Consider the following 12078-nt stretch of genomic DNA (forward strand, 5'->3'; position numbering starts at 1 on the left):
CAAGAAGATTTAAATCCAACATTGGCTCAAGATGATCGTGAACTGGATAGGCGAGAACAACTACAACTTAGCCAGGATAAAACCGATGAAATGAATGCTGTGTATGAAAATCGATTGAATGATATTAATCTTGAATTAGAATCCATCACGCATGCTAGACAATCTGCAGGTTATTGGGATCAGTCTGCCGATATTCTCAACAAAGATATGGCAGCCTTTAATCAACTGACTGCAGAAAAACATGAAATTTATGATGTATTAGATAAATCACTGCAGGAGTAAATTGTATATTTAGAAACTCACCCAGAATTAGGTGTATTTGTATCTAAAGTTTCCGATCAAGATTTATCTCAAATCGATAATTTCTTAGAAAAGATGAATCATAACGTGATACCTGGCAAAGAAGTCACTGATCAGGATATTGAAGATGTTTCACGTTCATTAAAAGAGATTGCTGATCAAGATAAATCCTGGATAGAAAAATCAGATGATACCATTAAAGAAGGGCTTAAAGTTGATAAAGATGACGGCCTTGCCTTAGCAACTGTAAAGCGAACTGGCGCTGTTACTTTGGGTGGCATCACTGGTACAGTAGATTTTGCCACAGATACGCTTGAGGGTTTATATCATTTAGCCGACAACTCAGCGAATTATCTATGGGGTAATGCTGTGGGTGCAGTCGATTTTTTAACAGACCATACTTTAAGTGATAATTTTGAATATGTTCAAAATATCAATATCCAAACCAATTAAACCCATGATCAAATTGGCAATACTTTAATAACCGGCTATGACATAGGAGTTTCTGGCTTTGCTGAAATGGGTGCTAATTACGTGGGCAATTCATTGAGCGCCATCGGTGAAGGTTGGGAAACTGGTGACGTTGATAAGATCCGCAGCGGTACAAAAGGTGTGATCAATACTGCAACATTTGTTGCCCCTGCAGCTGCAGCAACTAAATTAGGTGCTGTTAATGCATTGAATAAAATTGATCACTACATGGATGCTTCTAAAGTTGCTCATACCTTAGATAAAATCGAGGATGTTAGAGTGGTGGATGCTCTTAGCAAAGTGAATACACCACACATAGAAATGCTCTTGAGTAAATCAGAAGTCCCCACCGAAACATTGGCCCAGCATTTAAGAAATACTGATAACTACTTAGCAAGGCAAGGGAAAGAAAGTCATTTAGCTGAAGAGTTTTTAGAACATGGCAAATGGCCAGAACATTTACAAATACCTAGAGACCCTGAGTTCCTATTAGAAAATGGTAATATCAATTGGGAAAAATTTGCACCACAGAATGGATATACACTAGACATGAATGGGCAAGCAATTAGGGAAACTTTTATTCCACAAAAAGGTGAGATCATTGATCGTTACGGTTCTCCTAATGGTCGTTATACATCTCCAGTGGAAGATGGTGTGCCATATAGTTATGAAAAACGTTCATTACCTTATGTGGAAGATGCGAATATGTATCATCAATATGAAGTCATTGGTGATTTTAGTAAATTAGAAGAATATGTGATGAATACTACGAATGCTAATTTACGTGATGATATTTTAAATATTGTACTTGATTATAATGACGGTGATTTTAGTAAACTTACAGCAAAAAAAGGAATTGCAGCGGAAGCTTTTGGTAAAGGAAATGGTGGTGCTACTCAATATGAATTGCCTTTGAGTATTGAAAACTTATTAGATTTAGGGTTGTTAAAAGAAATTAAATAGAAGGAAAAATACTATGAGTAAATTATTAGATAAGGAAGAATTCTTAAAAATCTTGGAACAAAAAAGAATGGCTAAACATATTGATGAAAATGAATTCTTGAAAATTATGAGAGAAGAGGAACTACCTTCATGTTCTTGGTATCAAACTAATGGGTTTGAAATGGATCAAATTGGAATTATTTTTGAAAATGGAAAGTGGAAAACGTTTGTAACATCTGAAAGATGCGCCATATTAGATTCAAGTGTTTCAGAGTTTGATAATGAAAGCGATGCTTTAAATAGTTTACTTTTTAGATTACGAGCAAGAAAACGAATAATTGAAAAAAATAAAACACAAGGAATTACTATTAAATGACAAGAGAAGAAGCAAAGCAAATTATTGATTCTGAGAATCTTAGTTTTTATAACTGGTTTGAGCTTAGAGATGCACACTATGATGAAGTTGGAATTATTGTGAATGATAATAAGTGGGAAGTATATTCTAGTGATGAACGAGGATATATTGTCACAAAAAAATATTTGAGTGTGAATCTGATGCATTAGATAATTTTATAAAAAGATTAAGATCAAACAATAATTATTTAAAAGGAAAATACGTTATTCGATAAATTAAAACCTCACAAGGTATTTTCTAAGAAGCTTTTGGCAAAGGCAATGGTGGTGCAATACAGTATGAGTTTTCCCTTTCAGTACAGCAATTAATTGATTTAGGGCTTTTACGAGAGATACCTTAAGGGAGAGTAAAAAATGACAAAAGAAGAAGCTTTAAAAATTATTAAAGAAAAAAACTTAAATTTTTATAACTTTTTCCAGTTAGAAGCGTTGAAAGCTGATGAGGTTTGTATAGGAAAAGAAAATAGCAAATGGATTGTTTTTTTAACTACAGAACGAGCTGGTAAATTTGATCCATCTATTGCTATATATGATAATGAAAATAATGCTTTTGAAGATTTTATTAAAAGACTCAGATCATTTAATGAAAATTATTGATCTCTGTCTAACAGAAAAAATTTACCAGTTGTTCGGCAACAAATATCACATTATTTAGTGTTTGCATTACTAGTGCTTGGGGTGGAAAACTATCAACAATGAACTTAGAACCTTCCTCGGAGAACCATTTACAGAGAATGCTTTCACGTTCAACTTCTATTACTGCCATTTCAGGTCCACCAGACGCTAATGTAACAATCATACCTATAGAGAATGTCATAACAAATATCCTTTTGAATTGTAAAAGATAATAATGGCATTTATTTTTTACAATTCAAACTCCTGTGAATCTTATCTAAAACAGAGGTCTTTATGAGATTATTAGAACATGAGAAACAACACTTAGAACTTCTTGAAAATTTAATAAATGAGGCAGAAAAATATGAGGATAAAATAGCTATCCTCGAAAAAAAACAAAATTTCATTATCAGTTTAATGGAGCTGGAAAAACATAAAGATAAATACAGTCTTGATAATAAAATTCAGGATGATAGTTACTTTATAGAAAAAGGTCGTCATCAAGAATAATATCTTTATTTTTTTTGGTAACTAGATAAAACGGAAATTATTGCACGCTAAGGCATTTTATCTAGTCCAATAAGGGGGAGGATTTACGAGGCATTTCTAATTTTACCTTTAGAAAATCACTCGTATTTTACAAAACCAGCTTTTTTAGGCTGGTTTTTTGTTAATTGATCATCACCAAATTTTGAGAATATTGAAAAAATATGAAGAATTAAAATGTTATTAATTTACATTTAATGCAATTTTGTTTCGTTTAAAGTGATCGAAAAATTTATGTAGTTTTCATTATTTTGAGTTTTTTTATATTTTTCACATCGTGAAAAATAATATATCTAATTGATATTAAATGTAGTATATGATTTGTTTTTCGCTACATCAAAGCTACTTTTTGACTGTTCCATAAAAATGATCTAATCGGTCAAACCTTCAGAGGGAGGATTGAATCTTTTAATGAAGTCCATTATAAAAGTACGGCAGGCAGTTTTAAAGCTAATCACTTTTCTAAGGATAGATTATGAATATTCAAGCAGCATCTGAGTTACAACAAGATCGTAAGATCAAAAAATTATTGATCGCTAACCGATCAGAAATTGCAATTCGTATTATGCGTGCAGCATCTGAGTTGGGTATTAATACCATAGCAATTTATTCTGAACAGGATATTAAAGCTGTTCACCGTTATAAAGCAGATGAAAGTTATTTGGTGGGTTTAGGCAAGCCACCGTTGGCAGCATATTTGGATATTCAAGACATTATCCGTATTGCTAAAGAATCTGGTGCAGATGCCATTCATCCTGGATATGGCTTCTTAGCTGAAAATCCAGAATTGGCGAAAGCATGTAAAGAAAATGGCATCATTTTTGTTGGTCCAGATCAACGCATTCTAGAATTATTGGGCAATAAAGTTTCAGCACGTAATTTGGCTGTGTCAGCAGGTGTGCCTGTAATGCCAGCATCTAAGCCATTGCCTTATGATGATGAAGAAATTTTGAAAATTGCTGAAGAGATCGGCTATCCAGTAATGTTAAAAGCAAGCTGGGGTGGTGGTGGTCGTGGTATGCGTGTTGTGGAAGGTGCTAATAAGCTACTAGAAGCAATTGAAGTGGCACGCCGTGAAGCAAAAGCTGCTTTTGGCAATGATGAAGTTTATTTAGAAAAATTAGTTGTGCGTGCTCGTCACGTTGAAGTCCAAATCTTAGGTGATCAGGCAGGTAATATTGTTCATTTGTTTGAACGTGACTGTACTGTACAACGTCGCCACCAAAAAGTTGTGGAACGTGCACCTGCACCATATTTAGATGACAAACTACGTGCAGAAGTTTGTGGTTATGCTGTTCAAATTGGTAAAACAGCTAAATATGAGAATGCAGGTACTGTTGAATTCTTAATGGATGCGGATACTCAGAAATTCTACTTTATTGAAGTGAATCCTCGTATTCAGGTTGAGCATACTGTTACAGAAGCTATCACTGGTATTGATATCGTGAAAGCACAAATCGGCATTGCTGAAGGTTTAAGTATTGGTGCAAAACAATTAGAAGTACCAACGCAAGATAAGATCGAAATGAATGGTGCGGCATTGCAATGTCGTATTACAACTGAAGATCCTGCGAATGGTTTCGTGCCTGATCACGGTACAATCAATGCTTATCGTTCACCAGCAGGCTTTGGTATTCGTTTAGATGGCGGCACAGCTTATGCAGGTGCTGTAATTACACCTTACTATGATTCATTACTAGTTAAAGTCACAACTTGGGGCAGAAATAGTGCAGAAGCGATTTATCGTATGGATCGTGCTTTACGTGAATTCCGTGTACGTGGTTTAGCAACCAACTTATTATTTGTTGAAAACGTGATTAATCATCCATCTTTCATTAAAGGTGAATGTATTACACGTTTCATTGATGAAACACCTTCATTATTCCAATTCCCAGTTCGTCGTGACCGTGCAAGTTATTTGTTGAAATACTTGTCTGAAGTTCAAGTGAATGGCAATCCTGAAGTGGAAGGCCGTGAAATTCCTAAACATTTTGCAACACCAGTTTTACCTAATGTTAAACCTCGTGCTGAGGATAAAAATGTTAAAGGCACAAAAATTATCTTAGATGAATTGGGTGCGAAAGGCTTCAGTGATTGGATGCTTAAACAAAAAGAAGTTTTAATCACTGATACAACTATGCGTGATGCGCATCAGTCACTGTTTGCAACGCGTGTTCGTAGTCATGATTTATTGAAAATTGCACCCGCTTATCAAGAATTATTGCCTCAAATGTTTTCTATGGAATGTTGGGGTGGCGCAACATTTGACGTTGCAATGCGTTTCTTGAATGAAGATCCATGGGAGCGTTTGGAAAAATTGCGTGAAGCAATGCCAAATATCTTATTACAAATGTTGATTCGCGGTGTGAATGGAGTGGGTTATACAAGCTATCCAAACAATGCGATCAAGTTCTTTGTAGAACAAGCAGCGAAAAAAGGTATCGACTTATTCCGTGTATTTGACTCATTGAATATTATTGATAATATGCGTTACTGCATGGATTCAGTGATTGATACAGGTAAATTATGTGAAGCGGCGATTTGTTATACATCAGATATTCATGATGTAGCGCGTCCTAAATATCAATTGGATTACTACGTTAAATTGGCGAAAGAGCTAGAAAAAGCTGGTGCGCATATCATTGCAATTAAAGATATGGCTGGCTTATGCCGCCCATTGGCAGCAAAAGAATTAGTGACTGCGTTGAAAAATGAAGTGGGTTTACCTGTGCATTTCCATACGCATGATACTTCTGGTATTTCTGGTGCAAGCGTATTGGCGGCGATTGAAGCTGGCGTAGATGCTGTTGATGTTGCGATGGATAGTTTCTCAGGCTTAACAAGTCAACCACCAATGGGCTCAATCTTACGTGCTTTAGAGCATACAGATCGTGATCCAAAAATGAATTATGATGCAATCACGCAGATTTCTACATACTTTGAAGGTGTTCGCTCACTGTATGCACCATTTGAATCTGGTGTTCGTTCAGGTACTTCGGATGTTTATCGCCATGAAATGCCAGGTGGACAATATACAAATTTGAAGGAACAAGCGCGTAGCATTGGTTTGGAATCTCGTTGGGATGAAGTTGCAAGAGCATATTCTGATGTGAATACGCTATTTGGTGATATTGTTAAAGTAACGCCGAGCTCTAAAGTTGTGGGTGATATGGCATTGATGATGGTGACGCAAAACCTAACAGCAGAAGATGTTAAAAATCCTGAGCGTGAAATTGCATTCCCTGCATCAGTTGTCGGTTTATTCAATGGTGAATTGGGTATTCCAAATGGTGGATTACCAGCAGATTTAACTAAGAAAATCTTACAAGGCAAAAAACCAGAAGTTGTGAATGCAGGTAGCCAATTGCCAGAAATTAATTTTGATGCACTGCGTTTCGAATTGAGCAATAAGTTTAAATATGATGTATCTGATACAGATTTAGCATCTTATGTAATGTATCCGAAAGTATTCAGTGATTTCGTGAAATTCCGCTATGAATATGGTGATGTTTCTATCATTCCAACGAAGAACTATTTCTATCCAATGACAGAAGATGAAGTGTTCTCTGTACAGTTAGAAAAAGGTAAAGACTTGTTAATCAGCATGTTGGTTGTTTCTGAGCCTGATACAAAAGGCGAATGCCAAGTATTCTATGAATTGAATGGTGAACAGCGTATTTTCAAAACTTTGAAGAAAGGTTTAGAAGGCATTGGCGCTAAACGTGTGAAAGCGGATGCAGGCAATAAGAACCAAGTGGGCGCACCAATGCCAGGAATGATCGGCTTAATGCGTGTGAAAGTTGGCGATAATGTAAAAGAAGGTGATGCATTACTAACAATGGAAGCAATGAAAATGGAAACAATCCTACGTTCAGAGAAAATTGGCGTGGTGAAAAATGTCTATGTTCAAGCAGGTGATACAGTAGATGCAGGTGATTTACTAATTGTGATTGAATAACCATTCACTCGAATTGAATCTTAATTTGAAAGCCACTAATTTTACTCAGTGGCTTTTTATTTATTTGGCTGAATGAATAAACATATAATCACAATCACTCCTGAAATAACAGCGCCCAGCATTGCAATATTAAAGCCATAAGCCCAAGCTGATTGCACTTGGTTAATGGAAATATCGCTTGATATTAATCCTTGTGTAATGACATCATTCACCATGCTTTCATAATTAGGGAAGGATGATTGTAATGCTTGGATTGCGCTAGACGTCATGATTGCGCCTAGCAATGCAATGGAAATCGCCATACCTGTTTGCCTAAAAGCATTCATAATGGATGAAACTGAGCCTATTTTATCCTTTGGTGCATCTTTTAATGTCAATAAACTCACAGCAGGGATAGAAACTCCCATGCCAATGCCCATGATAAACATCGCAATCGCTATAAAAGTATAATGACTTTGTGAGGTAAATTGCACCATCATCAATGATGAAATGACAATTAACCCGAAAGCCACTAGTAATAAAGTTTGAGTTTTAAACATCTTGGCAATCTTGCCATAATTGATTGCAAAGATGCCCATTGCAATGAATTCTGGCACTAAACGAAAGCCCGTTTCGATCGCGCTGTAACCTTGTGCATTTTGAAAGAACAAGGAAAGAAAGAAAATATTGCTGTATGTTGCAAAGCCGATTACAAAGGCTGCAATGTTATTTCGACTAAATTCCCAAGACCTAAATAGTGATAATGGTACTAATGGTGCAATGATCTTGCTTTCCCAGAGGATGAATAGAATAAAAGCGGTGATAGAAAAGGTAAAAACTGTGACTAAAAACAGTAGAGAAGGTGATTGTGATAACTCAATGAGCCCAAAAGTTAATGTGCCCAACATAATCATGGTTAATAATTGGCCAATAGGATCAAGAGAAATCTCATGGTTTTTAGGTTCGGCTTTAATAGCGTATGTGCTCAATACAATGATCAATATACCAATAGGGATATTGATGGAAAATATCGTTGCCCAACCAAAATAATTGACGAGAATTCCACCCATCATTGGTCCAACAATCAATGCAATTGCAGTAGAAGATGACCAAATCCCCACCATTTTATTGCGGATATGATGATCTGAGAATGTCATCATAATGATGGACATAGCGCCAGGAATCAGTGCAGCGCCACCAATTCCTTGTGTAATTCTGCCTACAATTAACCATATGTTATTGGGTGATAGAGCACAAATGATGGAGCCTAATGTAAAAATGGCAACACCGATATTCCATATCTGTTTCTTACCAAAACGATCACTCATAACTCCAGAAGATAATATCAATGCAGATAATGTTAGTGCATATGCATCTACGATCCATTGTAGATCTGTCATTGATGAATTCAATTCTTGTTGAATGGCTGGTAATGCGACATTTACAATGCTGATATCCAGTGTAACCATAAAGGAACCTAGAGAAACAGCGATCATTGTGATGAATTCTTTTTGAGTCATTGAGAATATTTCCTATTTGTATCAATTTTCTGATTATATAAAACGACTGACCGTCGGTCAATGTGCTTTTTAAATAAATAATAGGTACAATATGCCATAGTTAAAATGCAGGAAAACCTATGAAAGTCACAAAATCTTACGATGAAAGACATGCTGAAATTCTCGAAATTTCTTTACAGCTATTTATAAAGCAAGGCATGAAAGAAACTACCGTGAATGACATCGTTAAAGCTGTCAATATTGCTAAAGGTACGTTTTATCATTACTTTGAATCTAAAGATGATTTGATCCTAATGTTGCGTGCGAATTATATGCGTGGCTTTTTAGCATTGACTGCGGACTATATTGCTCAATGTAAAAGTAGTGATTGGCATGGCAAAATTCATGCTTGGTGCATGGGCAGTATTCAGCATTATTATGATCATAAAGAAGAACATGATGCATTATTTCACCAGAATCATCATGTAGAAGATCGACAAGATCGCACAACAATTGTGAGATTTGTTGAATCTTTAATTATAGAAGGGAATGAAGTCAAAGCTTGGAATGTTGAATCGCCAGATTTAGCAGCGCTCTTGATATATCATGGCATGCATTTAGCACTCGATGAATGTAGAAATGATGACTTTGATTCCTTGAAACAAATAGCTGAGCGTTTTTATCAATTATTCATTAAAATGTTATCTTGATTGTTCATCATCGTTAGGTATGAATATGAAGAAATATTGGCAAGTTATTACTGCTTCAATAATAGTATTGTGTGCGACATCGTTCGCACAATCGTTAACACCAGATATGCAAAACTTTCTGCGTTTGGCCATTGATAAAAATGGTGATCAAAAAGGTTATACAATTGAAGATGCAGAGCAATATTTGGGTGTAACTTTCACAAAACAAGGTAAAAAATCCTATTCGAATCGTGTGATGGCAAATGATTCAGATCAATCTGTTTTTGAATATTCTGCAAGCAAAGGTAATCGCTATTTAACTTTGTACTTTAATGAACCTGTGAAAAATTTTGAAAGAACTATCAGTAGATTGCGTGATTATGAATCTTCATGGTTTGATACAGTGCAAGCTAATGGATTGCCAGTTTATTATTTCATTGGTAAAAATCCTAGTGAGCATATTAAAACGCGTAAATTGTATATTAGAATTTATGAATGCTCAGAAAAGCCACAAGAACGCTGCACACGGCAAGCACAACTTATTTTTGGACAAAGACGATAATTATGGTACTCAATAACGTAAAGAACTTGCTCACAGAGCAACGCAATAGCCGCAGTACAAATATTGATCAAATGAGCGCGTTAGAAATGGTTCAACTTATGAATCATGAAGATCAAAATATCATCAATGCTATTGCAAATGTTACTAAATCTATTGCTGCTGCTGTGGATATAATTGCTGAAGTGATACAAAATGGTGGTCGTTTAGTCTATATCGGTGCTGGAACATCAGGACGCTTAGGCGTATTGGATGCTTCAGAGTGTTTACCAACATTTGGCGTTGGTGAAGAAACAGTGATTGGCATCATTGCAGGTGGAGATCGCGCTTTACGCAATCCTGTAGAAAATGCAGAAGATAACAGGGAAGCAGTGATCACAGATTTGCAAAATATTCAGTTCAATAGCAAAGATATATTGTGTGCAATCGCTGCATCAGGCAGAACGCCATATTGTATTTCAGGATTAGAGTATGCCAAACAATTGGGTGCAAAAACCATTGCATTAGCATGTACTGAAAAAAATCCAATGTTTGAAATCGCTGACACTAATATTCCTGTTTTGGTCGGCGCAGAAGTGATCACAGGTTCAACGCGCTTGAAATCAGGTAGTGCACAAAAGATGGTTTTGAATATGCTCACAACTTGTAGCATGATCAAAATTGGTAAAACGTATGGCAATTTAATGGTGGATGTTAAGCCAACCAATGAAAAGCTTCATCATCGCGCAGTGAATATGCTATCTATGATTTTAGATATAGATGATGAATCGGCAGAAAATTTATTAAAAGCTGCCAATAATCATGTCAAAACTGCCATTTTAATGCATTTAAAAACCATTAATTATGATCAAGCTATTCAACTTTTAGCAGTAAATCAATCACGTTTATCAGAAGCTTTAAAGGATTAACCAAAGATGGCTTACGCAATTGGGATGATGTCTGGCACATCTTTGGATGGCATTGATGTCGCTTTGGTGGATATATCAGGTTATGATGAATCCACAAAGTGCGAATTGATTCATTATAAAAGCTATCCTTACGATGCAATCACTCAGCAGGAAATTTTAGCGGCAAGCCATATTGAAACTTCAAATGTTGCCTTAATTTGCTCATTGAATTTTAAATTGGGTAAGTTATACAGCGAAGCTGTTGCTCAATTTTTGAAAGAATTTAATGTTCAATCGCCGCTGGAATTCATAGCCATTCATGGGCAAACGATTCATCATTTACCCAATCCAACGAGTGGTTTAACACATTCTACTTTGCAAATTGGGGATCCTGCACAATTAGCCTTTGATCATAAAACAACAGTGATTTCTAATTTCCGTCCTATGGATATGATTGCAGGTGGCAATGGTGCGCCTTTAGTGCCTTATACGGAATACATTCTATTTCGTGATCCTAATAAAAATCGATTATTACAAAACATTGGCGGCATTGGTAATGTGACAGTATTACCAAAGAATTGCACAGAGGATGAAATGTTTGCCTTTGATACAGGTCCAGGTAATATGATGATCAATGCCGCTATGCAATATTTCTACCAAAAAGATTATGATCATAATGGTGAGGTTGCAAAAAGCGGTAAAATTATCCCAGAGCTCTTGAAAAATTTACAATTGATCCCATATTTTAGTGAAGCACCACCCAAAGCAACAGGCAGAGAATTATTTGGTGAGCATTTAGCGAACGAGATTTGTCAAAAATATCATCAATCCCCGAATGATGTTATCAATACATTCACAGAACTAACTGCTTGGAGTATTGCAGATAGCTACCAAAAATTTGTGATGCCAAAGCTGCACATTGATGAAGTTATCGTGGGCGGTGGTGGTGCATATAATCAATTTTTAATGGATAGATTACGTTATAATCTACCCAATATAGCTGTTAAGAGACAAGAAGATATTGGCTTAAGCAGTGAAGCAAAAGAAGCCATAGCTTTTGCAATTTTAGGGAACCAAACCATACATCGTCGCCCGAGCAATTTAATGAGTGCGACTGGTGCACAGGTACCCATTATTTTGGGTAATATCACACCAAATCCATGGAATTTTAAATTAGGGTGATCAGAATTGTGAAAAATTTCTTATACTTAATAGTAAC

The 12078-nt window shown here is 35.9% G+C and carries 14 protein-coding genes; 12 read left to right on the forward strand and 2 right to left on the reverse strand.

Annotated elements, in window-relative coordinates:
* The 6 genes from BZK16_RS14240 to BZK16_RS04410 all read left to right on the forward strand — a co-directional run.
* Positions 1 to 282 (forward strand): hypothetical protein (locus BZK16_RS14240; protein WP_158076806.1); only part of this gene is annotated, 282 nt, incomplete at its 5' end.
* A 93-nt stretch (positions 283 to 375) separates the two neighbouring features.
* Entirely contained in the window at positions 376 to 753 is a 378-nt protein-coding gene (locus tag BZK16_RS04390; RefSeq protein ID WP_077927689.1) for a hypothetical protein, read from the forward strand.
* A gap of 66 nt (positions 754 to 819) precedes the next feature.
* The gene (locus BZK16_RS04395; protein WP_077927690.1) at positions 820 to 1734 is read left to right on the forward strand and encodes a TNT domain-containing protein; all 915 of its coding nucleotides are present in this window, start codon (positions 820 to 822) and stop codon (positions 1732 to 1734) included.
* Between the two features lie 13 nt (positions 1735 to 1747).
* Positions 1748 to 2089 carry a hypothetical protein gene (locus BZK16_RS04400; protein ID WP_077927691.1) on the forward strand — a complete coding sequence of 114 codons (342 nt, stop codon included), beginning with the start codon at positions 1748 to 1750 and terminating at the stop codon, positions 2087 to 2089.
* Positions 2086 to 2277: a hypothetical protein gene (locus BZK16_RS04405; protein WP_233145196.1), complete on the forward strand. Its 192-nt coding sequence runs from the start codon at positions 2086 to 2088 to the stop codon at positions 2275 to 2277. Before BZK16_RS04400 ends, BZK16_RS04405 begins: the two co-directional genes overlap by 4 nt.
* A gap of 204 nt (positions 2278 to 2481) precedes the next feature.
* A complete protein-coding gene (locus BZK16_RS04410) occupies positions 2482 to 2724 on the forward strand; it encodes a hypothetical protein (RefSeq protein ID WP_077927692.1) in 243 nt (80 codons plus the stop codon).
* Positions 2725 to 2731: 7 nt separating this feature from the next.
* Here the strand turns inward: BZK16_RS04410 and BZK16_RS04415 are convergent, their stop codons facing one another.
* A complete protein-coding gene (locus BZK16_RS04415) occupies positions 2732 to 2944 on the reverse strand; it encodes a DUF2158 domain-containing protein (RefSeq protein WP_077927693.1) in 213 nt (70 codons plus the stop codon).
* 92 nt (positions 2945 to 3036) lie between these two features.
* Between BZK16_RS04415 and BZK16_RS04420 the strand changes: the two genes are divergently transcribed.
* Positions 3037 to 3252 carry a hypothetical protein gene (locus BZK16_RS04420; RefSeq protein WP_077927694.1) on the forward strand — a complete coding sequence of 72 codons (216 nt, stop codon included), beginning with the start codon at positions 3037 to 3039 and terminating at the stop codon, positions 3250 to 3252.
* A 511-nt stretch (positions 3253 to 3763) separates the two neighbouring features.
* Positions 3764 to 7246 carry a pyruvate carboxylase gene (locus BZK16_RS04425; protein ID WP_077927695.1) on the forward strand — a complete coding sequence of 1161 codons (3483 nt, stop codon included), beginning with the start codon at positions 3764 to 3766 and terminating at the stop codon, positions 7244 to 7246.
* Between the two features lie 56 nt (positions 7247 to 7302).
* Here the strand turns inward: BZK16_RS04425 and BZK16_RS04430 are convergent, their stop codons facing one another.
* The gene (locus BZK16_RS04430) at positions 7303 to 8745 is read right to left on the reverse strand and encodes an MFS transporter (protein WP_077927696.1); all 1443 of its coding nucleotides are present in this window, start codon (positions 8743 to 8745) and stop codon (positions 7303 to 7305) included.
* Positions 8746 to 8864: 119 nt separating this feature from the next.
* Here BZK16_RS04430 and BZK16_RS04435 point away from each other — a divergent pair, with 119 nt between their 5' ends.
* From BZK16_RS04435 to anmK, 4 genes are read left to right on the forward strand one after another with little or no spacing between them, the layout of a single operon-like run.
* Entirely contained in the window at positions 8865 to 9434 is a 570-nt protein-coding gene (locus tag BZK16_RS04435) for a TetR/AcrR family transcriptional regulator (protein ID WP_077927697.1), read from the forward strand.
* A 25-nt stretch (positions 9435 to 9459) separates the two neighbouring features.
* Positions 9460 to 9975: a hypothetical protein gene (locus BZK16_RS04440; RefSeq protein WP_077927698.1), complete on the forward strand. Its 516-nt coding sequence runs from the start codon at positions 9460 to 9462 to the stop codon at positions 9973 to 9975.
* Between the two features lie 2 nt (positions 9976 to 9977).
* Positions 9978 to 10880 (forward strand): N-acetylmuramic acid 6-phosphate etherase, encoded by a 903-nt coding sequence (gene murQ / locus BZK16_RS04445; protein WP_077927699.1) that lies wholly within the window; start codon positions 9978 to 9980, stop codon positions 10878 to 10880.
* Positions 10881 to 10886: 6 nt separating this feature from the next.
* Positions 10887 to 12041, forward strand: coding sequence for an anhydro-N-acetylmuramic acid kinase AnmK (gene anmK, locus BZK16_RS04450; RefSeq protein ID WP_077927700.1), 1155 nt, complete (start codon positions 10887 to 10889; stop codon positions 12039 to 12041).
* Positions 12042 to 12078 lie beyond the last annotated feature (37 nt).

The organism is Wohlfahrtiimonas populi (assembly GCF_002006795.1).
Classification (GTDB): domain Bacteria; phylum Pseudomonadota; class Gammaproteobacteria; order Cardiobacteriales; family Wohlfahrtiimonadaceae; genus Wohlfahrtiimonas; species Wohlfahrtiimonas populi.

Bases quoted from the DNA above. Each gene is read 5' to 3' on its own strand.
- BZK16_RS04425 (WP_077927695.1), top strand. From the start codon at position 3,764: ATGAATATTCAAGCAGCATCTGAGTTACAACAAGATCGTAAGATCAAA.
- BZK16_RS04390 (WP_077927689.1), top strand. From the start codon at position 376: ATGAATCATAACGTGATACCTGGCAAAGAAGTCACTGATCAGGATATT.
- BZK16_RS04400 (WP_077927691.1), top strand. From the start codon at position 1,748: ATGAGTAAATTATTAGATAAGGAAGAATTCTTAAAAATCTTGGAACAA.
- BZK16_RS04405 (WP_233145196.1), top strand. From the start codon at position 2,086: ATGACAAGAGAAGAAGCAAAGCAAATTATTGATTCTGAGAATCTTAGT.
- BZK16_RS04420 (WP_077927694.1), top strand. From the start codon at position 3,037: ATGAGATTATTAGAACATGAGAAACAACACTTAGAACTTCTTGAAAAT.
- BZK16_RS04440 (WP_077927698.1), top strand. From the start codon at position 9,460: ATGAAGAAATATTGGCAAGTTATTACTGCTTCAATAATAGTATTGTGT.
- BZK16_RS04435 (WP_077927697.1), top strand. From the start codon at position 8,865: ATGAAAGTCACAAAATCTTACGATGAAAGACATGCTGAAATTCTCGAA.
- murQ (WP_077927699.1), top strand. From the start codon at position 9,978: ATGGTACTCAATAACGTAAAGAACTTGCTCACAGAGCAACGCAATAGC.
- BZK16_RS04415 (WP_077927693.1), bottom strand. From the start codon at position 2,944: ATGACATTCTCTATAGGTATGATTGTTACATTAGCGTCTGGTGGACCT.
- BZK16_RS04410 (WP_077927692.1), top strand. From the start codon at position 2,482: ATGACAAAAGAAGAAGCTTTAAAAATTATTAAAGAAAAAAACTTAAAT.
- BZK16_RS04395 (WP_077927690.1), top strand. From the start codon at position 820: ATGGGTGCTAATTACGTGGGCAATTCATTGAGCGCCATCGGTGAAGGT.
- anmK (WP_077927700.1), top strand. From the start codon at position 10,887: ATGGCTTACGCAATTGGGATGATGTCTGGCACATCTTTGGATGGCATT.
- BZK16_RS04430 (WP_077927696.1), bottom strand. From the start codon at position 8,745: ATGACTCAAAAAGAATTCATCACAATGATCGCTGTTTCTCTAGGTTCC.